This is a genomic window from Amycolatopsis nalaikhensis (assembly GCF_030264295.1).
Lineage (GTDB): Bacteria > Actinomycetota > Actinomycetes > Mycobacteriales > Pseudonocardiaceae > Amycolatopsis > Amycolatopsis nalaikhensis.
Map to the genome: position 1 here is coordinate 5,550,557 of NZ_CP127173.1, position 24,062 is coordinate 5,574,618.

A 24,062-nucleotide genomic window follows, 5' to 3' on the forward strand; every position below is an offset into this window, starting at 1 on the left:
GTCAGCCTTCGGCGACGGTCCGGGTGGGGTCCTCCAGCCGGTAGCCGTGCCCGCGCAGGGTGGCGATCCGGGGGACCTCGTCGCCGGGCCCGGCGGCCGACGCCAGCTTCCGGCGCACGGCCGCGATGTGCACGTCGAGGGTCTTCGTCGAGCCGTACCAGTGCGCGTCCCAGACCTCGGACATCAGCGTCTCGCGGCTGACCGCGACCCCCGGCTGCTCGGCGAGCCGGGCCAGCAGGTCGAACTCCTTCGCGCGCAGGACGACTTCGCGCCCGCCCAGCGTCGCGCGGCGCCCGGCGATGTCGACGGTCAGCCCGCCGACGGTCACCGGCGGCCGGGCCCCGGACGGCGCGCCGCGGCGCAGGTGCGCCCGCACCCTGGCCAGCAGCTCGCCCAGCCGGATCGGCTTGGTGAGGTAGTCGTCGGCGCCGGCGTCGAGGCCGACGACGACGTCCATCTCCTCTTGGCGGGCGGTGAGGATGACGAGCACGGCACCCGGCAGCGCGGACCGCAGGCGGCGGCAGACCTCGACGCCGTCGAGGTCGGGCAGGCCGAGGTCGAGCAGCACGAGGTCGAAGTCGCCCGCCTCGGCGGCCTGCAGCGCACCGCGGCCGTCGCGCCGCCAGCACACCTGGTAACCGTGCAGTCGCAGGGTCGATTCGAGCACGCTGCCGATCGCCGCGTCGTCTTCCACCACCAGCAGGTTCGGCATGCCGGGCAGCCTAACCAACGATGCGCCGGATCCCGGACGACTGTGGCCTATTCCGTCCGGGTCCCGAGGCCGATTTGCGATATCCGCACCGACGCACCCACGACGGCTTCGGTAACCGCAGCCACCTCCGGAGGGCTGAACCGGCTGGTGGGACCGGTCACCGCGAGGGCGGCGAGCACCCGCCCGTCCCCGTCGTGCACGGGCGCGGCGACGCTGGACGCACCGGCTTCCGGCTCGCCGTGGCTGACCGCGGCTCCCTCGGCGCCGTCGAGAACGTTCCCGGCGGCCCCGAACCCGAGCGGCAGTTCGTCACCGACGCGCCCGACGTGCCGGATGGCGAGCGGGCCCTCCTCCTGGGCCACGCAGACCACGACGGAGGTGCTGCGGACGTAGAGGTTGACGGTCTCCCGGCATTCGCGGGTCAGTTCGCGCAGCACCTGGCGCACGGGCTCGGGCAGCTGCCAGGCCGTGTTCGCCAGCTGGGCCCAGCGCAGCATCCCGGGCCCGACGGTGATCCGCCCGTCGGGCCGGGTCCAGAGCAGGCCCCGTTGCTCACAGGTGGCGACGAGCCGCAAGACGGTGGTCTTGGCCAGGCCACTGGCGGCGGTGAGGTCCTTGACCGCCCACGTCCGGCGGTGTTCGGTGAAGAGGGCGAGCAGGTCGAAGGCGCGCAGCACGCTTCGGACCGCTCCGTCCTCGCTGGGTTCGTCCTTCACGGCAGCCTCCCGTCCGCCTGGTGGACCCAGAATACCGGCAGGTGGACCGAGGTGGGCTGCCTTTCGCTCGAATGCCGCAGCGGGCGCGCGTCTTGAATGAGTCATTCAGGACCTCCGAAGACCTGAATGAGTCATTCAAGACGTTGGGCCGCGCGGAGTTACGCCACGTGTCGCTCGAAGGCCGCGATCGTCTCGGCGAGCACCTCCGCGCCGGGTCGCGCCCACAGTCCCGCGTTGAACACCTCGACCTCGATCGGCCCGCGGTAGCCCGTGGCTTCCACGCAGGCGCGCAGGTGGCGGTGGTCGATCGGGCCGTCGCCGGGCAGGGCGCGGCCGAGCAGCGGGTCGGGCAGCGGCACCAGGACGTCGCACACGTGGAACCCGGCGATCCGCCCGGCGGCCGCGGCGATCGACTCCTCGATCCGCGGGTCCCACCAGACGTGGAACTCGTCGACGATCACCCCGACCTGCTCGGCGGGGTGCTCCCCGGCGATCGCCAGCGCTTGGTCCACAGTGGACAGAACGGACCGGTCCGCGCACTGCATCGGGTGCAGGGGTTCGAGTCCGAGCCGCACCCCGCGCTCCCCGGCGTAGGGCGCGAGCTCGCCCACGGCGTCGGCGACCCGCTGCCGGGACGCGGCGAGGTCCCGGCCCGCGACCCCGCCGACGACCAGCACGAGGACATCGGCACCGAGCGCGGCGGCTTCGTCGACGGCTTCGCGGGTCTGGGCCACACCGTCCACAGGGGACCCTTCGGGCGTGACCCCGGTGAAGAACCCGCCGCGGCACAACGACGAAACCCGCACGCCGTGTTCTTTGAGCAACCGCGCGGCTTCGTCGACCCCGGTCTCGGCGACCTTGTCCCGCCAGAGCCCGATCCACCCGACCCCGGCGGCGGCGCACCCGGCGACGGCTTCGGGGAGGGACCAGGACTTGGTGGTGATCTGGTTGAGGCTGAACCGATCGTCCATCACGCCACCCCGGCGGTGGGTCGCGGTGGCAGCGGCCAGGCCGGTGCGGCTGCGGCGGCGCGCGTTCCGCCGCGCCCGGCGATCGACCTCGGCAGCGGCCTGGCCTGCGTAGCGATGAACCCTTCCATCACGCCACTCCCGCGGCGAGCAGCAACGGCCGCATCCGGGCGACGGCGAGTTCCGGGTCCGCGAGCACCCCCGCCTCGTCGGCGAGCCGCAACAACGTGGCCAACTGCGTGATCGTCCGCGCCGACTCGCTCCCGGCGAGCATCCGGAAATGTCCCTGATGCCCGTTGAGGTACGCGAGAAACACCACGCCCGTCTTGTAATGCCGCGTAGGCGCCCGGAAAACCTCCCGGGCCAGTGGCACCGTGGGCCCGAGCAGCGCGTCGTACCCCGCCCGGTCACCCTCGCCGAGCCGGGCCAGTGCCGCCGCCGCTACCGGGGCGATCGGGTCGAAGATGCCCAGCAACGCCTCACTGTGCCCCCGCTCGTCGCCCGCGATCAGCTCCGGGTAGTGGAAGTCGTCGCCCGTGTAGCACGCGACGCCGTCGGGGAGCGCGCGCCGGAACTCCGTCTCGACCGCCTCGTCCAGCACCGACACCTTCACCCCGGCGACCGTCCCGGCGTGCTCGGCGCAGAGCGCGGCCAGCTCGCGGGCCGCCGCGCGGACGTCGTCGTGGCCCCAGTACCCGGCCAGTGCCGGGTCGAACTGCTCGCCCAGCCAGTGCAGCAGCACCGGCCCGCCCGCCTCGGACAGCAGTTTCCCGTACGCCGAGTGGTAGTCGGCCGGACCGTCCGCCGCCGCGGCCAGTGCCCGGCTCGCCATCACCACCGGGACCGCGCCCGCGCCGCCCACCAGGTCCAGCTGCTCGCGCCACGCGTCCACAATGGACGCTACGGTCGCCGGGCCCGGTGGCAGCTGGTCGGTGCCGACCCCGGCGCACCAGCGGCGCCCGGCCGCGACCGCGCCGGTGCGGGACACGAGCTCCTTCGTGGTCGCCCAGTCGAGGCCCATGCCGCGTTGCGCCGTGTCCATCGCCTCCGCGACGCCGAGCCCGCACGTCCAGAGGTGCTCGCGGAAGGCCAGCGTCGTGTCCCAGTCGACGGCGCCGGGCTCGTCGGCCAGCGCGTCCGCCACCACGTGCGCGGCGGCGTAGGCGATCCGCGCCGTCGGCGGGGTCTTCGGCGGGGCGGGGAGCGGCGGTCCGGACGGTGACCAGTTCGTGAGCCCGCCGCCGGGAACGGGGAGCACGAGCATCGGGGACCTCCGCGACGTCGGAAAGCGCTTTCTCGACCCACGGTAGGGCCTGCGCGGGAGCGCGACAAGGCCCGCCCGGGTCAGCGCTTGGGGCGCGCGGTGCTGTCCCGCAGCACGACTTCGCCCGACAGGCGGACCGTCCGCGGCCGGGTGCCCGCGGCGCCCTTGATCGCCAGGTCCATCGCCCGCTCGCCGAGCTCTTCGAGCGGCAGCCGGACCGTGGTCAGCGCGGGGGCGAGGTCGCGGACCACCGGGATGTCGTCGAACCCGGCCACCGAGACGTCGCCGGGCACGGACAGGCCCTCCTCGCGCAACGCCGTCATCGCGCCGATCGCCATCACGTCGGTGACGGCGAAGACGCAGGTCGGCAGCTTGCGCTTGCGGCCGGCGAGCAGCCGCTTCGTCGCCTCGTAGCCGCCGTCGCGGGTGAAGGCGCCCTCGATGACGTCGTCCTCGCGCAAGGTGATGCCGTGCTCGGCGAGCGCGTCGGTGAACCCGGCCAGCCGGTCGATCACCGTGCTGAGCTTCCGCGGCCCGGCGAGCACGGCGAACCGCTTGTGTCCGAGCCCGACCAGCGCCTTCGCCAGCGCCGCGGCGCCGCCCTTGTTGTCCGGCTGCACGGTGTCGATCTTGAGCCCGCGGTGGCGGCTGACCGCCGCGACCTGCCCGCCGCCGCGGCGGTAGGGCTCCAGCTCGGCGGCCATCGCGCGTTCCCACGCCCGGTCTTCGAACGCCGAACCGATCAGCAGGATGGCCGCGGCCCGCTGCGCGCGCAGCGTCGAGACGTAGGCGACTTCGCGGTCCGGGTCGCGGAACGTGCCGGCCAGCATCACGAGCAGCCCGTTGTCGGTCGCCACCCGCATCACCCCGCCGGCGATGGCGGCGAAGTACGGGTCGCTGACGTCGTGGCAGATCACCCCGACCGTCCGGTGGGTGCCGCCGGCCAAGGCCTGCGCGTGCGCGTTGGGGGCGTAGGCCAGCTCGGCCGCGGCGGCGGAGACCCGCTCCCGCAGGTCGGCGCGGACGGACGCGGTGCCGTTGAGCACCCGCGACGCCGTCGCGAGCGAGACGTTCGCGCTGCGTGCCACGTCTTCCAGTGTCACGTGCGGCCGGGCCTTCATGGCTGGCTCCTCCAAGGTCGGTCTCGAGTGTCTCCGCGTGCTCGGTCGGTGCAATCTACTGGCAGGAGGGTGGTCGGGGAGAAGCCGCTGGCCGGGGGACCTACCCCGAACGAGTGAAATGCGCCCGGGGAAGATCTTGCGTGGTGCGTGCGTTCTTTTCCGGGGAAACCCGTGGGTGGTGAGCCCGCCACCCCCGAAGATCGCGAAAGGAACCCGCATGCTGTTCGGTGACGAGCACGTCCGCCGCTACGAGGAGACCGACGGCGAGGTCGGCCACGAGTGGAAGGAAGGCGTCCCGACGCTGGTGCTGACCACGAAGGGCCGCAAGACCGGCCAGGAGCGCAAGTTCGCCCTCATCTACCAGGAGGTCGACGGCAACCCGGTGATCGTGGCGTCCAAGGGCGGCGCGCCGAACCACCCCGGCTGGTACTTCAACCTCGTCGAGCACCCCGAGGTCGGCGTGCAGGTCAAGGCGGACAAGTTCAAGGCACGCGCGCGCACGACGTCGGGCGAGGAGCGCGCGAAGCTGTGGGAGAAGCTCGCCGCCGTCTGGCCGGACTACAACGAGTACGCCAAGAAGACCGACCGCGAGATCCCGGTCGTGGTGCTCGAGCGCGTCTGAAGATTTCCGCTGTGATCTGCGCCGCGTTCGGCGCGCGCCGGGGCCGATCCGGCCGGTCGTGGGCTACGAATGAGAGTCATGACCGACCGCTGGACCGCCCTGGACACCGAAGGTGAGCTGCTCACCCGACGCCAGATGATCGCCTACGGCCGGCGCTTCGCCCGCGCCGGCCGGGGCGCCTGGTACAGCTTCGCCATCGAGGTCGTCTGGCAGTTCCTCGTCCAGTCGACCCGGTTCCGGGTGCGCGGCTCGCACCACATCCCGAAGACCGGCGGCGTGCTGGTGGCGTCCAACCACCTGTCGTTCGCCGACCCGACGACGCTCACCGCGTTCTGCCTCGCCGCCGGCCGCGTGCCGCGCTACCTGGCGAAGGCGTCGCTGTGGAAGCTGCCGGTGGTCGGCGCGGTGATGCGCTCGGGCCGCCACATCCCGGTCTACCGCGGGGCGGCGACGGCGGCGGAGGCCTACCGCGACCTGGTCGCCTCCGTGCGCGCGGGCGAGTGCGTCGCGGTCTTCCCGGAAGGCACGTTCTCGAACGACCCGGACGGCTGGCCGATGCGCGGCAAGTCCGGCGTGGTGCGGGCGGCGCTGGAGACCGGCGCCCCGGTGATCCCGGTGGCCAACTGGGGAACCCACCACCTGCTGCCGTCGACGGCGTGGTGGCCGCGCGCGGTGCCGCGCAAGACCGTCGAGCTGGTCGCGGGGCCGCCGGTCGACCTGTCGGACCTCGTCGGCCGCGAGCTGACCCGCCCGGTGCTGGACGAGGCCACGGCCCGGATCATGGCCGCGATCACCGAGCTGCTGGCGGAGATCCGCGGCGAGACGCCGTCGGTGGCCGCCTGAAACTGTCGGTGGTGGGTGAGACGCTCACCGCATGACCATTCCCGGGTTCGACCACCAGCGGATTTCCGCCGGGGACGTGCGCCTCGGCGTCGCGCTGGGCGGCGCCGGGCCGCCCGTGGTGCTGCTGCACGGGTTCCCGCAGACGCACCTCGCGTGGCGGCACGTGGCGACCGCGCTCGCCCGCGACCACCGGGTGATCTGCCCGGACCTGCGCGGCTACGGCGGCAGCGACAAACCGCCGGGTGACTACTCGAAGCGGCGGCTGGCGGCGGACGTCGTCGCGGTGCTGCGCGCGCTGGGCCACGATCGGTTCGCGCTCGCGGGCCACGACCGCGGGGCGCTGGTGGCGTTCCGCGCGGCGCTGGACCACCCGGAGGCCGTCAGCCACCTGGCGGTGCTCGACGTCGTCCCGGCCGTCGACCTCTGGGCGTCGCTCACCGGCACGGCCGGGGTGTTCGCCTTCCACCTCTTCCTGCTCGCCCACCCGCCCCCGCTGCCGGAGCGGCTGCTCGGCGCGGCACCCGCCGAGTTCTTCGGGCACTTCCTGGACGCCTGGGTCCGGGTGGCGGACGCGATCCCGCCGCCGGTCCGGGCGGAGTACCTCGCGGCGGCCTCGAAGCCGGAGGCTATCGCCGCGGTGTGCGCGGACTACCGCGCGTCGGCGACGGTCGACGTCGAGCACGACGAGGCGGACCGTGCCGCGGGCAGGCGGCTGGCGATGCCCGTCGCCGCGCTGTGGCAGCGGCCGGTCGGCGAGCTGCCGTTCGACCCCGCGGCGGTGTGGGGTGCGTGGGCGCCCGACCTGCGGACGCACGTGCTGGACTGCGGTCATTTCCTGCCCGAAGAGCGGCCGGAGGAGGTGGTCACGGCGCTGCGCGAGCTGCTCGCGAGCTGAGTTCGCCGTCACGCCGCCGCGCGGTCCCGGAAAGGGTAGTTTCGGGTCATGAGTGCACAACACTTTGATGTCGTCGTGCTGGGGGCCGGGGTGGGCGGCTACGTCGCGGCGATCCGCGCGTCCCAGCTGGGGCTGAGCGCCGCGGTGGTCGAGGAGAAGTACTGGGGCGGTGTCTGCCTGAACGTCGGGTGCATCCCGTCGAAGGCGCTGCTGCGCAACGCCGAGCTGGCGCACGTGGTGACGCAGGAGGCGAAGGCGTTCGGCATCTCGTCGGACAGCCCGATCAAGGTCGACTACACGGCCGCCTACGAGCGGAGCCGGAAGGTCGCCGACGGGCGCGTCAAGGGCGTGCACTTCCTCATGAAGAAGAACAAGATCACCGAGTTCGACGGGCACGGCACGTTCCTCGACGACCACACCCTCGAGGTCAACGGCGAGCAGATCACCTTCGGTCACTGCATCATCGCCACGGGCGCGACGACCCGGCTGCTGCCGGGGACCTCGCGCAGTGAGCGCGTGGTGACGTACGAAGAGCAGATCCTGTCGAGCGAGCTGCCGTCGAGCATCGTGATCGCGGGCGCGGGCGCGATCGGCGTCGAGTTCGCCTACGTGCTGCACAACTACGGCGTCGACGTGACGATCGTCGAGTTCCTGGACCGGATGGTGCCGCTGGAGGACGCCGAGGTGTCGGCGGAGCTGGCGCGCCGCTACCGCAAGCTCGGCATCAAAGTGCTGACGTCGACCCGCGTCGAGTCGATCGACGACTCGGGCTCCTCGGTGCGGGTGACGGTGTCCTCGGAGAAGAACGGGCAGCAGGTCCTCGAAGCGGACAAGGTCCTGCAGGCGATCGGCTTCCAGCCGCGCGTCGAGGGCTACGGCCTGGACAAGACGGGCGTGCGGCTGACCGACCGCGGCGCGATCGCGATCGACGGCCGGGGCCGCACGAACGTGGACCACATCTTCGCGATCGGCGACGTGACGGCGAAGCTGATGCTGGCGCACGCGTCGGAGTCGATGGGCGTGGTGGCGGCGGAGACGATCGCGGGCGCGGAGACGATGGAGCTCGACTTCCCGATGATCCCGCGCGCGACGTACTGCCAGCCGCAGATCGCGAGCTTCGGCTGGACGGAGGAGCAGGCCCGCGAGAAGGGCTTCGACGTCAAGGTGGCGAAGTTCCCGTTCACGGCCAACGGAAAGGCGCAGGGTCTCGGCGACGCGGGCGGTTTCGTCAAGCTGATCAGCGACGCCGAGCACGGCGAGCTGATCGGCGGGCACCTGATCGGCCCGGACGTGACGGAGCTGCTGCCGGAGCTGACGCTGGCCCAGCAGTGGGACCTGACGGTGCACGAGGTGGCGCGCAACGTCCACGCGCACCCGACGCTGGGCGAGGCGGTCAAGGAGGCGATCCACGGCCTCGCGGGTCACATGATCAACATGTAGGGACGTCGAAGCGGAGCTCCGGCCGTTCCCAGCGGACCTTCGGCGGGTTCGCCGGGATCGTGCCGGTGCGCCGCGCACCCACGCGGAGATAGAAGGCCAGCGCGGGCGGGTGCGCGACGACGCGGACGGTTCGCCAGCCGCGTTCGCGAGCCTCGCCGAGCATGTGCGTGACGAGGCGGGCGCCGAGACCCAGGCCCTGGGCGGCGTCGGCCACGAAGAGCAGGTCGAGTTCCGCTTCCAGGAGCGCGTAGAAGCCCAGGATTTCGTCGCCGGTCGTGGCGATGAAGGTCGGGTTCGCCTCGACGTATTCCGGCGTGACCGCGTAGCCGTCCAGAATGGACGCGTACTCGCCTTGGTACGCCGAAGACGCGTGCATCAACGTCGTCAGGGATTCGGCGTGGGCAGGCGTCGCGCGGCGGATCTCGACCATGGGTGCAGCCTACGATGGCGGCATGGCGGACTTCGAGCGGCTCCGGAATGCGCTGGTGCGCAACGAAATGCTCGTCGAGGTGCTGCACCGGGCCCGCGAGGTCGGGCCGCCGGGCTGGTACCTGACCGCCGGGTGCGTCGTGCAGACCGTCTGGAACACCCTCACCGGCCGCCCCGCCGCGGCCGGCATCGAGGACTACGACCTCTTCTACCACGACCCGGCGGACCTGAGCTGGGCCGCGGAAGACCGGGTCATCCAGGCCGTCGCCCGCGCCTGCGAAGACCTTCCGGTCGAGGTCGAAGTGCGCAACGAGGCCCGCGTGCACCTCTGGTACGAAGCCAAATTCGGCACCCCGTGCCCGCCCTTCGCGAGCACCGAGGCCGCGATCGACGCGTTCCCCGCCGTCTGCTCGTGCGTCGGCGTCCGGCTCGAACGCGACGGAACGTGGCACTTCTACGCACCACGCGGCCTCGACGACCTCTTCGCCCTGGTCGTGCGGCCCAACCCGGTGCTCGCCCCGCGCGAGGTCTACGAACGGAAAGCGGCCCGCTGGCGGCGCCGGTGGCCGGAGCTGACGGTCTTGACTTCAAGGTAACTCGAAGTTTCATGCTGAACTCCGACAAACTGGAGGGAAGCCGTGAAAGCCGTAGCGTTCACCGAGTTCGGCGGGCCCGAAGTGCTCCGCGTCCTCGACCTGCCGGAGCCGCACGCCGGGCCGGGGCAAGTCCGCGTGCGGGTCAAGGCCGCCGGGGTGCAGCCGTACGATGCCGCCGTTCGGGCCGGGTGGGAGCCGCCCGGGCTCTCGCTCACCTGGCCGCGCGTGCCCGGGAACGAATTCGCCGGGGTGGTCGACGAAGGCGATCTCGCGCCCGGTACCGAAGTCCTCGGCTTCACCGCCGTGCAGGCCGCCGCCGAATACGTCGTCGTTCCCGTCGAGAACGTCACGCCGAAACCGCCGGAAATGCCGTGGGAAGTCGCCGGTGGGTTCACCGCCGGTGCGCAGACCGCGTCGATCGCGCTCGAAGTGCTGGAGCTGCGGGAAGGGGAGACGCTGCTCGTCCACGCCGCCGCCGGTTCGGTCGGCACCGCCGCCGTGCAGCTCGCGAAACTCGAGGGTGCCACCGTGGTCGGCACCGCGAGCGAGGCCAACCAGGACTACGTGCGCGAGCTGGGCGCCACTCCCGTCGTCTACGGCGAGGGACTGAAGGCCCGCGTCGAGGCCGCCGCACCCCGGGGGATCGACGTCGTGCTCGACGGGGCCGGTGGCGCCGCCCTCGACCTCTCACTCGAACTGGTGAAGGACCGGAAACGGATCCTCACGCTCGTCGACCACGGGCGGGCCGCGGAACTCGGCGTGCTCGTCTCGAAGTCCGGACGCTCCGCCGCTCGGCTCGCCGAATTGGCCGCGCTCTACGCCAAGGGTGACCTCCGCTTCCACGTGCGCCGCGCCTATCCGTACACCGAGGCCGTGGCCGCGCACCGGGAGATCGAGACCGGGCACGGCCGCGGAAAAATCGTTCTCACATTCCCCTGATCGTTCCAGCATGTGGACGTGCGGACGTTCCCGACTTTGGTCGGTGGACCACCGCTCGGTCACTACTTAGATTCTCCCCATTACACCCAGTTGGGTGTCATTCGGTCGAGCGGCCGAGTACCACAGGGAGAAATCGATGGTGAGATTCAGCCGGGTCGCCGCGCAAGCGGTTCCGCTGACGGTCGGCGCGCTGCTGCTGACGACCGGTGTTTCGGTGGCACAGCCGTCCATGGTGGACGCCGCGACCGCGCGCACCGAGGCGGGCATCAGCGCACTGCAGAGCATCAAGAAGAGCCTGACCCCCGCGGAGCGCAGAGCAATCGAGCCAGCTGGTCGTCGAGAAGCGGTTGCGCGCCGACCGCTCACTGGCCGCGAAGCTGCCCGACTACCGCTCGGGCGTCGGCGTGAGCGACGCCGGCACCGTCGCGGTCGACATCGCCGCGCACGGCAAGGCCGTCGCGAACGCCGTCAAGGCCGCGGGCGGCACCGTCCGCTACGCCGCGCCGGACGGTGCCCTGCGCGCCGACCTGCCGCTGTCCGCCGTGGACGCGATCGCCGGCCGCGCCGACGTCGCCGAGGTCAAGCCTGCCGCGCAGGCCATGACCTGGAACGAGCCCGGCAACCGCGACGCCCGCGTCGCCACGGCTGTGAAGGCCGTCGCCGCGACCCAGGTGTCCGAAGGCGACAAGGCACACGGCGCCGACACCGCGCGCACGACCTACGGGGTCAGCGGTTCCGGCATCAAGGTCTGCGTGCTCTCCGACGGCGTCGACTCGCTCGCGAAGTCGCAGAGCGCCGGCGAGCTGCCCGCGGTGGACGTCCTGGCCGGCCAGAAGGGCAGCGGCGACGAGGGCACCGCGATGCTGGAGATCATCCACGACCTCGCCCCGAACGCCACCCTCGGTTTCGCCACCGCGTTCACCAGCGAAGCCAGCTTCGCCGCGAACATCCGCGCGCTGCGCACCACCGGCAAGTGCCAGATCATCGTCGACGACGTCTCCTACTTCGACGAGTCGCCGTTCCAGGACACGCAGGTCGCGCAGGCGGTCAACGACGTCACCGCGGCCGGCGCGCTGTACTTCTCCTCGGCGGGCAACTCGGGCAACGCGACCGACGGCACGAGCGGCTACTACGAGGGCGACTTCCGCGCTTCTTCGACGAAGATCAGCGGCGTCACCGGCACCCCGCACGACTTCGACCCGACCAGCACGACGCAGAACTTCGACGCGCTTTCGGCGGGCTCGCTCGGCCGCCCGGTGACGTTGTTCTGGTCGGACCCGTGGGGCAAGTCGGCCAACGACTACGACCTGTTCATCCTGAACTCCTCCGGCAGCGTCGTGGCCTCCAGCGAGAACGGCCAGTCCGGCTCGCAGAACCCGTACGAGATCGCGCAGGTGCCGAGCAGCGGCTCCGGCTACAAGGTCGCGGTCGTCAAGTACAGCGGCGCCGACCGGTTCATCGCGCTCAACGTGATCCGCGGCCGGTTTGTCGCTTCGGGTTCGCTGAAGGCGTTCAGCACCAACGGCGTCACGAACGGCCACTCGGCGGCGGCGAACGCGTTCAGCGTGGCGGCGGCCCCGGCGGCGGCCGCGTTCGGCCGCCCGCTGGAGGCCGGTGACCCGGCCAACCCGGCGGGTCCGTACCCGGGCCTGTTCACGGCGTCGAGCAAGTGGGAGCGGTTCTCCTCCGACGGCAAGCGGCACCTGTTCTACAACGCGGACGGCACGGCGATCACGCCGGGCAACGTGTCCTCGACGGGCGGCGCGACCCGCAACAAGCCGGACATCACGGCGGCCGACGGCGTGGCGACGTCGGTGGCGGGCTTCCAGCCGTTCTTCGGGACGTCGGCGGCGGCCCCGCACGCGGCGGCGATCGCGGCGCTGCTGCTGTCGGGCAAGCCGACGGCGACCCCGGCCCAGATCCGCACGGCGCTCGTGTCGTCGGCGATCGACCTCGGCGCGGCCGGGTTCGACACGGTGACCGGCAACGGCGTGATCATGGCGGGCCCGGCGCTCGCCGCGCTGGGTGTGCAGCCGAAGTAGTTCCGAGCGAAACGGGGGTCCGGCGCGCGCCGGACCCCCGTTTTCATTTCGCGGTGACCAGGAGGTGGAAGCCGATCTGGCCCGCGCCGAGCTTTTCGTGGCGCCGCAGTTCCAGCCCGGCCCGCCCGAGCGCGGCCTCGACGTCGGCGACCGGCCGGATGCGGAAGCCGTGCTCGGTGAACAACGGTGAGCGGTTCATCGTCTCCGGGTCGCCGATACCGAGCACGAACGTGCCGCCCGGCTTCAGGACCCGCGCCACCTCGGCGAACGCGCCGTCGAGATCGTCCACGAAGTACACGGTGTTCGTGGTCATCGCCGCGTCGATCGAGCCGTCTTCGAGCGGCAACGCCGTGATCGACCCTTCGTGCAGCCGGATCCGGTTCGCGGCGATCTCGCGGCGGAACGTGCGACGGGCACGCGCGAGCATCGTCGTCGAGATTTCGACGCCGTGCACCGTGCCCGCGTCCCGCACCAGCAGCGCGAGTCCAACGCCGCCACCGAACCCGATGTCGAGGGCCGTTTCCCCGCCCGTCAGGCCGAGCGCCGCGACCGCCGCGGTGACCGGACGGCGGTTGCCGCGGTTGAGCATCGTGCCGACGACCCGGCCCCGCAGGCCGCTAGGGTGGCCGAGTTGCCGGGCGAGCCCGGCCTGGAAGCGGTCGCGAAGTCCCATGCGCACAGTCTAGGAGGCACGATGGCGAAAACGGCGGTGGTCACCGGGGCCGGGTCGGGGATCGGGCGCGCGGTCGCTCAAGCCCTCCTCCGCGACGGCTACCGGGTCGCGCTCGCCGGACGCCGCGCCGACGCGCTCGAGGAAACGGCCGACGGCTCCCCGGACGCCCTCGTCGGCCCCACCGATGTGTCCGACGAGGACTCCGTCGCGGCGCTCTTCGGCACCGTCCGCGAGCGGTGGGGACGGCTCGACCTCCTGGTCAACAACGCGGGCATCTCGGCCGGTGGCACGGTCGCCGACCTCTCCGTCGAGGACTGGAAGCGGACCGTCGACGTCAACCTCACGGGGATGTTCCTCTGCGCGCGCGAAGCCGTCCGGCTGATGCGGGACCAGGAACCGCGCGGGGGCCGGATCGTGAACAACGGCTCGATCTCCGCCCACGCGCCGCGGCCGGCGAGCGTCGCCTACACCGCGACCAAGCACGCCGTCACCGGGCTGACCCGCTCGATTTCCCTCGACGGCCGCGCCTGGAACGTCGCGTGCGGCCAGATCGACATCGGCAACGCCGCCACCGAGATGACCGAGCGGATGGCGGCCGGGATCCCCCAGGCCGACGGGCGGATCCTCGCCGAGCCGACGTTCGACGTGCGGCACGTGGCCGACGCGGTGCTCTACATGGCGGGCCTGCCGCTCGACGCGAACGTCCAGTTCCTCACCATCACCGCGACGACCATGCCCTTCATCGGCCGCGGCTAGGGGATCACCCGCGCCTTCCGGAACTCGTCGAAGAGCCGGTAGAACATCTGCTCCGTCTCGACGTACGTGTGGAACCCGGCCCGCCGCGACTTCGACGTGTCCGCGAACATGTCGTAGTCCCAGCCGAACACGAAGTCGCCGAACGCCCACGAGGAAGAAACCTCTTCGTAGGAAGCTGAAAGCCCGTACCGGTCCACCATGGACGTCCACAGGGGACCCTTGTCCGCCATGACGTCGGCCAGTGACATCCGCAGGGGCGGGGCGACGTCGAGGTCGAAGTACGCCGCCAGCTTCGGCCACAGCTCGCGCCAGCGGAACAGGTCGCCGTTCGCGATGTTGAAGGCGCCTTGCTGACCTGTCGCCCAGACCGTCGCCTCGGCCAGCAGGCTCGCGTCCGTCATCTCCAGCAGGCTGTCGTAGGCCCCCGGCTTGCCCGGGAACCGCAGCGGCAGTCCCAGTTCCTTCGAGATCGACGCGTACACCGCGATCACCAGCGCCAGGTTCATCGGATTGCCCAGCGCCGTGCCGCCGACCACCGACGGTCGGATCGCCGACCACGTCCACGACCCCCGGCGCTGCTCGAGGAACCGTTGCTGGTCCACGTTGAACTCCGGCGGCATGTGCCCGGCGTCGGTCTCGCGCGCCGGGGTCTTGAATGGCCCGAGGTGCGCGCCGTAGACCTTGTAGCCCTGCATCAGGCTGATGTGCCGCAGCTCCGGTGCCGCGGGTTCGAGGGCCTCGACCAGGTTCGTCAGCATCGCCACGTTCGGCGCGACCAGCTCGGCCCACGTCGGCCGGTCCTGGTACGCCGCGTAGAAGAGGTGTGTGACGCCGGTCAGCCCGCCGATCTTCGCGCGCGTGTCGGCCGGGTCGAGGAGGTCGACGGCGAGGTCGCCGCGGCGGGACAGCCCGACCACGTCCCAGCCGGTCGTCCGCAGGTGCTCGACCAGGGTGCGGCCGATGATCCCGTTCGCCCCGGCCACCAAGGCTTTGTTCGTGCTCATGCCACCGATGCTCGTCGCGGCCGCCGGATAAGTCCAAGGCTTAGTCCTCACCTCGGCGATAAGCTGAAGTCATGGCAAGTCTGCGGCAGCTCGAATACCTGGTCACGGTGGTGGACACCGGCTCGTTCACGCGCGCGGCGGAGCAGCTGCACGTCACGCAGCCCGCGTTGTCACACCAGATGCGGGCCTTGGAGCAGAGCGTCGGCGGGCCGCTACTCGAACGGCTGCCGCGCGCGGTGCGGCTCACCCCGATGGGCCGGGCGATGCTGCCGCACGCGCGGGCCGCGCTCGCCGACGCCGAACGCGCCCGGTGCGCCGCCCGCCTCGCGTCCGGCACGACGGCGGGCGAGCTGCAGGTCGCGACGGTCTACTCGGTGAGCCTCGGGGTGCTGCCGCCCGCGTTGCGCGTGTGGCGGCGCGACCGGCCCGGGGTCGACGTCCGGCTCGTCGAGTTCCGGCACGCCGACGAGCTGCGGGACGCGATGGCCGCGGGGGAGGCCGACGTCGCGCTCGGCCCGCGGCCCGACGGCTGGCCGGGCCCGGTGCGGCCGCTGGGCGTCGAGGAGTTCGTCGTGGTGCTCCCGGCGGACGGCGCGACCGAGGACGACGCGACCGGCGAGGTCGACCTGGCGACGCTCGCGGATTGCGCGTGGGTCCACTACGCCCCGGGCAACGGCCTCGCCGAGCTGGTCGACGCGGCGTGCGCGGCGGCGGGGTTCCGCCCGCGCCCGGCGGTCCGGACCGAGCAGACGGCGGCGGCCCCGATCCTCGCAGCGGCGGGCCTCGGCCCGGCGCTGGTCCCGGCGAACGTCCTCCCGGCCCGGTTCGAGGGACGGGTTTTGCGGCCGAGCGTGCCGGTGCGGCGGACGCTCGTCGCGTACACGCGCGCGGACCCGGACCCGCTGACCTCGGCGTTCATCGAGACGCTCGTGGCGCACGCGACCGTCTAGCGGCGGTCCCGGCTCACGAAACCCCGATCCGGGCGAGCACCGGGCCGGTGAACGGCGTCGTCACGACGTCACGGACGCGCGACGCCCACACCGCGTGACCGTGGCCGGACCACAGCGGTGCCACCGGCAGGTCGCGCAGCAGCTGGTTCTCCGCCAGCCGGTACAGCTCGCCCGCCTCCTGCGGGGTCGCCGCCGCGTCGGCCAATGCCAGGTTCTGGCGGAAGGTTTCGTCCGCGTAGCCCGACTTCGCGGCCAGCTCCGACAGCAGCTCGTACGGGCTCGCCGTGGCCAGTTTGACGTCCAAAGCAGAGGGTCCGTCCGGCTGTCCGGTCGCCGCCTGTGCCGTCACCGAGATGTCCAGTGCCTTGTGCAACCCGACCACCAGCGTCCGGGTCCAGGCCTCTTCGGACGGTCCGAAGTAGACGGTCGCGCCGCCGGGGAACGCCGCCTGCTTGAGCAAAGCCTTGCCCGCCGCCGCGTCGAAGCTGCACGGGCGGCACGTTCCCGATCGCTCGCCCGGGGTGTCCGACGGCGGCAGCAGGGACTTCGCCGGATCCACCTGGTGCGCCAGCGGTCCCGCTTCGAGTGCCGCCCGGTCGACGCCGAGCGCGAAGCCGTGGCGGACCGTCGCGTCGGCGAACCGGGGGTTCGTCACCGGGAACGCCAGGTAGCCCGCCCGCGGCAGGTCCCAGGTCGCGTGGTGGTCGCCGAAGTCGCCGTGCATGGCTTCGTGCTTCTCGCCGGGCACCTCGGTCGCGAGGTCGAGCGTGCCCGCCTTCACCGCGTCGTACTGGGCCGCCGGGTCGCCGACGCGCAGTTCGACCTCCGCGGTCGCACCGGAGCCGACGCGCTTGAGCGTGCCGCCCGAACCCGGGTGCCAGCCGCCGTCCAGCCGGTACGGGCCGTTGCCGACCGGGGCCTTCGCGAACCCGGCCCAGTCGCGGGACGCGAGCACCGACGCGGGCAGCGGCACCAGCCCCGGCGCCGAGAGCAGCGCGGGCACCTGGCCCGACGGCCGGTCCAGGGTCAGCGTGATCGTGTTCGCGTCGGCGGCCGTGATTTCCTTCGCCCGCAACAACTTCGTGAACACCGGCGCGGAGAACCACGTCGACTCCGCGACCGCCTTCCACGTGTCCACGTAGGACTGAGCGGTCACCGGGGTGCCGTCGTGGAACGTGCCCGGCCGCAGCTTGACCGTCCAGTGCACCCGGTCGGTGCTCTCGATCGACTCGGCCGCGCGCGGGGTGAGCTTGCCGGACGCCGCGTCGTAGTCGGCGAGCGGCGTCCAGAGCGCGCCGGTCACCAGGCGGCCCGCCTGGTCGGCGACGTCGGCGGGCAGCAGCGTCGCGGGCTCCCGGACACCGACGGTGAGGACGCCGGGGCGGGCCGGGTCAGCGGAGGTACAGCCCGTGACGGCCAGGGCGAGGACGGCGAAGAGGGCGAGCAGGCGCATGGACCAGTCCTACCAGTCGGATGGCAACCAAAGACGGTTGTGCCCGGTTGATCTCCGACGTACCGTTCGTGGGTCACGCTCGAAGCGTTCTGGGAGGTTTCGCGTGCGCACCTGGTTGCGGTCGTGCTTCGCCGCCGTCACCGTCAGCGCCACGCTGGTCGCGACCGGGCTCCCGGCCGCCGCCTGCGGCGAAGACGACAAACCCGCGGCCCCGGCCGCCCGCACCCTGGGCGACCCGGGCGCGGTCAAGAACGTCCGGTCGGTCGGCAACGTGCCCGACGCCGCCGGCGCCATCTCGATCAACTTCCTCGACTACGGCCGCCGCGACGTCATGGTCGTGTCCGGCGAGTTCGGCCTGAAGGTCTACGACCTGACGAAGGACCCGGCCGCGCCCAAGCTGGTCGGCCAGGTCAGCATGCCGGGCCTGTGGGAGACCGAGGACACCGAGGTCGACCAGGACCGCAAGCTGGTCTTCCTGTCCCGCGACCCGCGCGCGTTCTCGGGCAACACGCACACCGGCGAGTCGGGCATCTACGTCGTCGACGTCTCGAAGCCCGAGGCCCCGGCGATCCTCAGCTACGTCAAGGTGCCCGCCGGCCACACGACCAGCTGCGTCGACGGCTGCCGCTACCTGTGGACGGGCGGCCCGGCGAAGGCCGACGACCAGCCCGCCGACTGGGGCGGGCGGCCGATCTGGGTCACCGACATCCGCGACCCGAAGCACCCGAAGGTGAACCCGGAGCCGATCGAGCTGGCCCGAAACGACGGCAAGACCGACTACGTGCACGACGTCCAGGTCGACGACAACGGCGTGGCCTGGGTGTCCGGCCGCGGCGGCGTGCGCGGCTACTGGACCAACGGCGTGCACCGCGACCCGCTGACGAACAAGGTCCGCCGCGCGACCGCGCACGACCCGATCCCGTACGCCGGCGGCGGCATCGCCGAGACGGCCGCGCCGTCGCGCTTCATGCACAACAGCTTCCACCCGGCGGGCCACCGCGTCGGCGACGGCGCCTGGCGCGGTCAGGACCTGATCTACGCGACGGAGGAGAACTTCGTCGACGGCTGCGCGGGCGACGGCGTCCTGACGATCTCGTCGCTGGCGGGTTCGTACCACGGCGAAGGCTGGCGTTCGACGCCCGAACAGCCGTTCCGCCTGCAGAGCGTCGGCACCTGGAGCGTCAACGGCCAGGAGGGCAGCGACCCGGCCTCCGACGACTGCTCCGCGCACTACTTCGACGTCCGCGGCAAGGTCCTCGTGCAGTCGTTCTACGCGCAGGGCACGCGGTTCCTCGACGTCAGCGACCCGACGAACCCGCGCCAGATCGCCTACTACCGCCCGGGCGACGCGAGCGCGTGGGCGCCGTACTGGCACGGCAAGTATGTCTACGTCGCGGACAACGCCCGCGGCGTAGACATCCTGCAGCTGACCGCCTAGGACTTCAGCCAGACAGCGGTGTCGGTCGGCAGCTCTCCGCTGCCGACCGGCCCGCTGGCCAGCAGGACCTCGCCGTCCGGCAGGGGCACCGGCGAATCCGAGAAGTTCAGCGCGAACGTGAACCCGCGGCGGAACGCCAGCACGCCCTCGCCCAGGTCGAGCCAGTCGAATTCGGCCGACGTGAGGTTCCGGCGCAGCCGCAGGCCCGCGCGGTACAGCGAGAGCATCGACGACGGGTCCTCCGCCTCGGCCTCCGCCGTGTAGTCCTTCCACTCCGCGGGCTGCGGCAGCCACGTCCCACCGGAGCCGAACCCGAACGGCGGCTCGGTGCCCGACCACGGGATCGGGACGCGGCAGCCGTCGCGGCCCGGGTCGGCGCCGCCGGTCCGCGCGAAGACCGGGTCCTGCCGCAGCTCGTCGGGGATGTCCAGGACCTCCCACAGCCCCAGCTCTTCGCCCTGGTAGACGTACAGGCCGCCGGGCAGGGCCAGCGTCAGCAGCGCCGCCGCGCGGGCCCGGCGGGTGCCCAGCTCGCGGTCGACCGGCAGCTCGTGCAGCCGGTTCGCGAAGCTGAAGCCCGTGTCGCCCTGGCGCCCGTAGCGGGTGACGTGCCGCGTGACGTCGTGGTTCGACAGCACCCACGCCGCCGGCGCGCCGACGTCGTCGTGGGCGCGCAGGGTGCGCGTGATGACGTCGCGGAAGCGCTTGCTGTCCCACGGGCAGACCAGGAAGTCGAAGTTGAACGCCGAGTGCAGCTCGTCGCGGCGCAGGTACCGCGCCGCCCGCGACATGTCCGGCAGCCACATCTCGCCGACCAGCACCCGCTCGCCCGCGTAACTGTCCGCGATCTTGCGCCACGACCGGTAGATCTCGTGCAGGCCCTCCTGGTCGGAGAACGGCGTCTCGTCGCCGTCGTCGACGTCGGGCAGCCGCGGGTCCTTGACCAGCCCGTCGGCGACGTCGATGCGGAACCCGTCGACGCCGCGGTCGAACCAGAACCGCAGCACGTCCTCGAACTCCGAGCGGATCTCCGGGTTGTCCCAGTTGAAGTCGGGCTGGCGCGAGCTGTAGAGGTGCAGGTACCACTCGCCGTCGGGGACGCGCGTCCACGCGGAGCCGCCGAAGCGGGACTTCCAGTTGTTGGGTGGCTCGGCGCCGTCCGGCCCCCGGCCCGGGCGGAACCAGAACCGTTGCCGCTCCGGCGATCCCGGCCCCGCGGCAAGGGCGGCCTGGAACCACCGGTGCTCGTCGGAGCAGTGGTTGGGCACGATGTCGATGATCACGCGGATGTTCCGGGCGTGCGCCTCGGCGATGAGCTCCTCCGCCTCGGCGAGCGTGCCGAACAGCGGCTCGATGTCGCGGAAGTCGGCGACGTCGTAGCCGCCGTCGTCCATCGGGGACGGATACCACGGGGTGAACCAGATCGCGTCGATCCCCAGGTCGGCCAGGTGGTCCAGCCGGGCGCGCACGCCGGCGAGGTCGCCGATGCCGTCGCCGTTGCCGTCCGCGAAGCTGCGGATGTACACCTGGTAGATCGCCGCGCTCCGCCACCAGCCGGTCTTGTCGGTCACGAAAGTGCCCCTCCTGTTTGTTGTGGAAAGGTCAGCCCTTGATGCTGCCGGCGGTCAGCCCGGCGAGGATCTGGCGCTGGAACGCCAGGAACAGTGCCACCATCGGCAGGCTGGCCAGCACCATCCCGGCGACGAGCACGTTGAGCGGCATGTCGATCGCCACCCGCTGCAGCATCACCGAGAGCGTCTGCTTTTCGGTGTCCGGGAACACCAGCAGCGGCCAGATGAAGTCCTTCCACGCGGTGACCACCGCGAGGATCGACACCACGGCCAGGATCGGCCGCGAGATCGGCAGGATGATCCGCCAGAGCGTGCGCACCGGCCCGGCGCCGTCGATGCGCGCGGCTTCGATCAGCTCGTCCGGGATCTGGTCGAAGAACCGCTTCAGCAGGTAGATGTTGAACGCGTTCGCCGCCGCGGGCAGCCAGACCGCGGTCGGCGAGTTGATCAGGTTGAGGTGCAGCAGCGGCAGGTCCGTCACCGTCACGTACGTCGGGACCAGCAGGGCCGTCGCGGGCAGCATCAGCGTCGCCAGCATCAGGCCCAGCACGACGTTGCCGAACTTCGGCCGCAGCTTCGACAACGCGAACGCGGCCGGGACGTCGATGGCCAGCTGCGCCAGCCACGCACCGCCCGCGACGACGAGCGTGTTGAGGAAGTACTTGCCCAGGCTCAGCTGGCTCCACGCGTCGGCGAAGGTTTCCGGGTGCCACTCGTGCGGGACGAGCGTCGCCGGCGTCGCGGCCAGTTCCTGCGGCGACTTCATCGCACCGGTCACCGCCCAGTAGAGCGGGAACATGAACGCGAGGACGAAGACGACGAGCGTGCAGGCGAAGACGACGCCGTAGACGGCCTTGCCGCGCGGGCTGCGCAACGCGCTCGGGGAGACGAGGGTCCTCATGACTGGTCCGCCTTCCGCGTCAGCCGGACGTACCACGCCGAGAACACGCCCAGCGCCACGAACAGCAGCAGGCTCATCGCGCTCGCCGCGCCGAAGTCGTTGTAGACGAAGGCGTAGCGGTAGAGCAGCAGGAGCACGGTGACCGTCGAGTCGTCCGGCCCGCCGCCGGTCATCACGTACGGCTCGGTGAACACCTGCATCGTCGCGACGATCTGCAGCAGCAGGAGCACCAGCAGGACGAACCGCGTCTGCGGGAACGTCACGTGCCGCAAGCGCTTCCACAGCCCGGCGCCGTCGAGTTCGGCGGCTTCGTACAGCTCGCCCGGGATCGTGCCGAGCGCGGCCAGGTAGATCAGCGTCGTGCTGCCCATGTTGGCCCACGTCGAAACGAAGACGAGCGACAGCATCGCCGTGCCGGACGAGTCGAGCCACTGGCCGCCGGGCAGGCCGACCGCGCCGAGCGCGGAGTTGAACAGGCCGGGACCCGGGTCGTAGAACCACTTCCACATCAGCGCCGTCACCACCGGCGGCAGCATCACCGGCAGGTAGACGGCGAGCCGGAAGAACGCCTTCGCGTGGCGCAGCTCGTTCAGCAGCACCGCGGTGAGGAACGGGACGGCGAAGCCGAAGACCAGCGCGAGCCCGGTGAACAGCAGCGTGTTGCGCCAGGCGACGCCGAACAGCGGATCGTCGAACAGCTTCGCGAAGTTGTCGAACCCGACCCAGGTCGGCGCGTTGACGAAGTCGACCTGCTGGAAGCTCAGCAGCACGCCGCGCACGATCGGGTACCAGGAGAACAGGGCGAACACCACGAGCGCGGCGCAGAGCAGGCCGTACGCGGTGAGGTTCTCCCTGATCGCGCGCTTGAGCCTGGTGCGACGGCGTTCTTCGGGTGTCGCAGCCGGGCGCCTGGCCCGCGACGGCGATGTCGCGGGCCAGGCGAGGAGGCTACTTGACCTGGGCGAGGACACTGTTGACCTTCGACTCGGCCGACGAGAGCTGCTGGTCGATGTTGGCGTTCTGGTCGGTGAGGACGGCCTGCATGACGCTGTCGAGCGCGGCGTAGATCTGCTGCGCGTTCGGCGGCTCGATGCTGCCCTTGATCTTGCTCGTGGTGTCCACGTAGGACTGGAAGTTCTGCGCGGGGACGTTGGCGTACTTGGCCTTCAGCGCGAGCTGCTGCTCACGGACACCGCCGGTCCAGACGTCGGGGGTGGGCTCGGCGGGCAGGCCGACCGGCTGCTTGCCGTCGACGTACTGCTGGATGTGCTTCTCGAAGCGGTCCGGGTTGAGGTACTTCCACTGGATCCACTCGAGACCGGCCTTGACCTTTTCCGGCGACGCCTTCGGGTTGATCATGTAGCCCTCGCCGCCGAGCAGCGTGCCCTGGCCGCCGGGCATGCCGGCGATGCCGTAGTCCTCGTACTTGCCGTTGAACTGCTTGACCAGCACGGGAACGTTGTCCGGGGCGGCCATGTACATGCCGAGCTGGCCCGCGCCCATCATCCGCTGGACGTCCTGGGCTTCGAGGAGCTGCTTGGCGCCCATGGAGTTGTCGGTCCAGCGCATGTCGTGCAGGTACTGGAGGGCCTTCTTGCCCTTGTCGTTGTTGAAGTCGGCGACCCACTTGTCGCCGTCCTTGCGGGCGATGTCGCCGCCCATCGAGTACAGCCAGCCCGTCATGTGCCAGCCGCCCTGGTTGTTCTTGCTGTAGTCGGCGTACCCGACGATCCCGTTGCCCAGCGCGGAAATCTTCTTCGCGGCTTCGCGCACCTCATCCCAGGTCTGCGGCGGCTTGTCGGGGTCGAGCCCGGCCTTCTGGAACAGCGGGCGGCTGTAGAGCAGGCCCATCGTGTAGTTCATGGTGGGCAGGCCGTAGAGCTTGCCGTTGGCGTCGCGGAAGTTGTCGAGCAGTTCCGGCTTGATGTCGTTGATGTGCGGAACGCTCTTCGCGGCTTCCGTGATGTCCGCGGCCTGGTGCCGCGCGATGATCTGCGCGGGATCGGTGAAGTAGACGTAGTAGACGTCCTCCAGTTGCCCGCCGGCGAGCTTCGCGGAGAAGGTCTTCGGGTCCATGAAGCCTTCGTGCGGATCGATGTCGATGTTCGGGTGCGAAGCCTCGAACTCCTTGACGTCGGCGTCGAAGACGCTGCGCTCGAACGGCTGGCTGGTCGGCGGCTGGCCGGTGACCGTGATCTTCACCTTGCCGCCGGTCTGGGCGGCGGTGTCGCCGTCACCGCAGGCGGCGAGGGTGAGGGCGAGCCCACCCGCGGCCAGCAGGCACAACGCTCGGCGGGGCAAGGTTCGGGACCGGGGACTGCTCATCTCAAGCCTCTTCTCGGGGTCGCGACGGCTGTCACGTGATTGCGGTCACCTTAAAGTGTGAGACCAGATCGACGCAATAACCCGACGAGAATCTGCAAGTTACGAACAGGCTGCGTTCGGCTGGTGGTCGGGAGGGCAAAGTGCGGCGCAAGCAGGGGGCATGGGTATGCCGCGGAGCGGGACAACGGGCGCGGTGGCAACTCGGGCGAGTTCGCGGGTTGGAGTGCTTGCCTCGGCTCGAGGGCGTGGCCCGAGCGCCCCAATGTGGCCTTCGGTGCGTGAGACGCAACCAAGGCGGCCTTCGGTGCGTTGGACGCAACCAAGGCCGCCTTGGGGCGCTTGAGTCCGGGCGCGCGGAAGTGAGCGACGGGTTCGAAACCCGCCGCTCAGCTTGGGGCGCTTTG

Annotated in this window: 22 protein-coding genes and 1 pseudogene; 10 read left to right on the forward strand and 13 right to left on the reverse strand. The window is 71.4% G+C overall.

Annotation, left to right across the window (positions count from 1 at the left end; all coding sequences use genetic code 11):
* Position 1: 1 nt before the first annotated feature.
* From QP939_RS27375 to QP939_RS27395, 5 genes are all read right to left on the reverse strand, one after another.
* Entirely contained in the window at positions 2 to 712 is a 711-nt protein-coding gene (locus tag QP939_RS27375; RefSeq protein WP_285449077.1) for a response regulator transcription factor, read from the reverse strand.
* A 47-nt stretch (positions 713 to 759) separates the two neighbouring features.
* The gene (locus QP939_RS27380; protein WP_285449078.1) at positions 760 to 1,428 is read right to left on the reverse strand and encodes an IclR family transcriptional regulator; all 669 of its coding nucleotides are present in this window, start codon (positions 1,426 to 1,428) and stop codon (positions 760 to 762) included.
* A 158-nt stretch (positions 1,429 to 1,586) separates the two neighbouring features.
* Entirely contained in the window at positions 1,587 to 2,399 is an 813-nt protein-coding gene (locus QP939_RS27385) for a sugar phosphate isomerase/epimerase family protein (protein ID WP_285449080.1), read from the reverse strand.
* 127 nt (positions 2,400 to 2,526) lie between these two features.
* Complete coding sequence (locus QP939_RS27390) at positions 2,527 to 3,660, reverse strand: DUF993 family protein (protein ID WP_285449082.1); 1,134 nt, start codon at positions 3,658 to 3,660, stop codon at positions 2,527 to 2,529.
* A gap of 80 nt (positions 3,661 to 3,740) precedes the next feature.
* On the reverse strand, positions 3,741 to 4,781 hold the full coding sequence (locus tag QP939_RS27395) for a LacI family DNA-binding transcriptional regulator (protein ID WP_285449084.1): 1,041 nt from the start codon (positions 4,779 to 4,781) through the stop codon (positions 3,741 to 3,743).
* 217 nt (positions 4,782 to 4,998) lie between these two features.
* Between QP939_RS27395 and QP939_RS27400 the strand changes: the two genes are divergently transcribed.
* The 4 genes from QP939_RS27400 to lpdA all read left to right on the forward strand — a co-directional run bounded on the left by QP939_RS27400 (position 4,999) and on the right by lpdA (position 8,581).
* The gene (locus QP939_RS27400; RefSeq protein WP_285449085.1) at positions 4,999 to 5,403 is read left to right on the forward strand and encodes a nitroreductase family deazaflavin-dependent oxidoreductase; all 405 of its coding nucleotides are present in this window, start codon (positions 4,999 to 5,001) and stop codon (positions 5,401 to 5,403) included.
* A 78-nt stretch (positions 5,404 to 5,481) separates the two neighbouring features.
* Positions 5,482 to 6,246 carry a lysophospholipid acyltransferase family protein gene (locus tag QP939_RS27405; protein ID WP_285449086.1) on the forward strand — a complete coding sequence of 255 codons (765 nt, stop codon included), beginning with the start codon at positions 5,482 to 5,484 and terminating at the stop codon, positions 6,244 to 6,246.
* A gap of 31 nt (positions 6,247 to 6,277) precedes the next feature.
* The gene (locus QP939_RS27410) at positions 6,278 to 7,141 is read left to right on the forward strand and encodes an alpha/beta fold hydrolase (protein WP_285449088.1); all 864 of its coding nucleotides are present in this window, start codon (positions 6,278 to 6,280) and stop codon (positions 7,139 to 7,141) included.
* Positions 7,142 to 7,189: 48 nt separating this feature from the next.
* Positions 7,190 to 8,581, forward strand: a complete 1,392-nt coding sequence (gene lpdA, locus QP939_RS27415) for a dihydrolipoyl dehydrogenase (RefSeq protein ID WP_285449089.1) — start codon at positions 7,190 to 7,192, stop codon at positions 8,579 to 8,581.
* Here the strand turns inward: lpdA and QP939_RS27420 are convergent.
* Positions 8,571 to 9,011: a GNAT family N-acetyltransferase gene (locus QP939_RS27420; RefSeq protein ID WP_285449090.1), complete on the reverse strand. Its 441-nt coding sequence runs from the start codon at positions 9,009 to 9,011 to the stop codon at positions 8,571 to 8,573. The two genes, lpdA and QP939_RS27420, sit on opposite strands and share 11 nt — an antisense overlap.
* Before the next feature lie 22 nt (positions 9,012 to 9,033).
* Here QP939_RS27420 and QP939_RS27425 point away from each other — a divergent pair, with 22 nt between their 5' ends.
* From QP939_RS27425 to QP939_RS27435, 3 genes and pseudogenes are all read left to right on the forward strand, one after another.
* Positions 9,034 to 9,606 carry a nucleotidyltransferase family protein gene (locus tag QP939_RS27425; protein ID WP_285449091.1) on the forward strand — a complete coding sequence of 191 codons (573 nt, stop codon included), beginning with the start codon at positions 9,034 to 9,036 and terminating at the stop codon, positions 9,604 to 9,606.
* Positions 9,607 to 9,648: 42 nt separating this feature from the next.
* Complete coding sequence (locus QP939_RS27430; RefSeq protein ID WP_285449092.1) at positions 9,649 to 10,545, forward strand: NADP-dependent oxidoreductase; 897 nt, start codon at positions 9,649 to 9,651, stop codon at positions 10,543 to 10,545.
* Between the two features lie 136 nt (positions 10,546 to 10,681).
* Positions 10,682 to 12,587, forward strand: a pseudogene (locus QP939_RS27435) (S8 family serine peptidase).
* Positions 12,588 to 12,630: 43 nt separating this feature from the next.
* Here the strand turns inward: QP939_RS27435 and QP939_RS27440 are convergent.
* Positions 12,631 to 13,260, reverse strand: coding sequence for a class I SAM-dependent methyltransferase (locus QP939_RS27440; RefSeq protein WP_285449093.1), 630 nt, complete (start codon positions 13,258 to 13,260; stop codon positions 12,631 to 12,633).
* A gap of 21 nt (positions 13,261 to 13,281) precedes the next feature.
* On the opposite strand from QP939_RS27440, the gene QP939_RS27445 reads away from it, so the two are divergent.
* Positions 13,282 to 14,016: an SDR family oxidoreductase gene (locus QP939_RS27445; RefSeq protein WP_285449094.1), complete on the forward strand. Its 735-nt coding sequence runs from the start codon at positions 13,282 to 13,284 to the stop codon at positions 14,014 to 14,016.
* On the opposite strand, the gene QP939_RS27450 is transcribed toward QP939_RS27445, so the two are convergent.
* On the reverse strand, positions 14,013 to 15,020 hold the full coding sequence (locus tag QP939_RS27450; RefSeq protein WP_285449095.1) for an SDR family oxidoreductase: 1,008 nt from the start codon (positions 15,018 to 15,020) through the stop codon (positions 14,013 to 14,015). The genes QP939_RS27445 and QP939_RS27450 overlap by 4 nt on opposite strands.
* Before the next feature lie 71 nt (positions 15,021 to 15,091).
* Here QP939_RS27450 and QP939_RS27455 point away from each other — a divergent pair, with 71 nt between their 5' ends.
* A complete protein-coding gene (locus QP939_RS27455) occupies positions 15,092 to 15,970 on the forward strand; it encodes a LysR family transcriptional regulator (protein ID WP_285449096.1) in 879 nt (292 codons plus the stop codon).
* Between the two features lie 13 nt (positions 15,971 to 15,983).
* On the opposite strand, the gene QP939_RS27460 is transcribed toward QP939_RS27455, so the two are convergent.
* The gene (locus QP939_RS27460) at positions 15,984 to 17,423 is read right to left on the reverse strand and encodes an ABC transporter substrate-binding protein (RefSeq protein ID WP_285449097.1); all 1,440 of its coding nucleotides are present in this window, start codon (positions 17,421 to 17,423) and stop codon (positions 15,984 to 15,986) included.
* Between the two features lie 103 nt (positions 17,424 to 17,526).
* Here QP939_RS27460 and QP939_RS27465 point away from each other — a divergent pair, with 103 nt between their 5' ends.
* The gene (locus tag QP939_RS27465; protein WP_285449099.1) at positions 17,527 to 18,861 is read left to right on the forward strand and encodes an LVIVD repeat-containing protein; all 1,335 of its coding nucleotides are present in this window, start codon (positions 17,527 to 17,529) and stop codon (positions 18,859 to 18,861) included.
* On the opposite strand, the gene QP939_RS27470 is transcribed toward QP939_RS27465, so the two are convergent.
* Genes QP939_RS27470 through QP939_RS27485 form a run of 4 tightly spaced genes read right to left on the reverse strand, consistent with a single transcriptional unit; the run spans position 18,858 to position 23,658 of the window.
* Positions 18,858 to 20,432, reverse strand: coding sequence for a glycoside hydrolase family 13 protein (locus tag QP939_RS27470; RefSeq protein WP_285449100.1), 1,575 nt, complete (start codon positions 20,430 to 20,432; stop codon positions 18,858 to 18,860). The two genes, QP939_RS27465 and QP939_RS27470, sit on opposite strands and share 4 nt — an antisense overlap.
* A 31-nt stretch (positions 20,433 to 20,463) precedes the next feature.
* On the reverse strand, positions 20,464 to 21,333 hold the full coding sequence (locus QP939_RS27475; RefSeq protein ID WP_285449102.1) for a carbohydrate ABC transporter permease: 870 nt from the start codon (positions 21,331 to 21,333) through the stop codon (positions 20,464 to 20,466).
* A complete protein-coding gene (locus tag QP939_RS27480; RefSeq protein ID WP_285449104.1) occupies positions 21,330 to 22,304 on the reverse strand; it encodes a carbohydrate ABC transporter permease in 975 nt (324 codons plus the stop codon). The genes QP939_RS27475 and QP939_RS27480 overlap by 4 nt, the downstream gene beginning before the upstream one ends.
* The gene (locus QP939_RS27485; RefSeq protein WP_285449106.1) at positions 22,282 to 23,658 is read right to left on the reverse strand and encodes an ABC transporter substrate-binding protein; all 1,377 of its coding nucleotides are present in this window, start codon (positions 23,656 to 23,658) and stop codon (positions 22,282 to 22,284) included. Before QP939_RS27485 ends, QP939_RS27480 begins: the two co-directional genes overlap by 23 nt.
* Between the last annotated feature and the right edge of the window lie 404 nt (positions 23,659 to 24,062).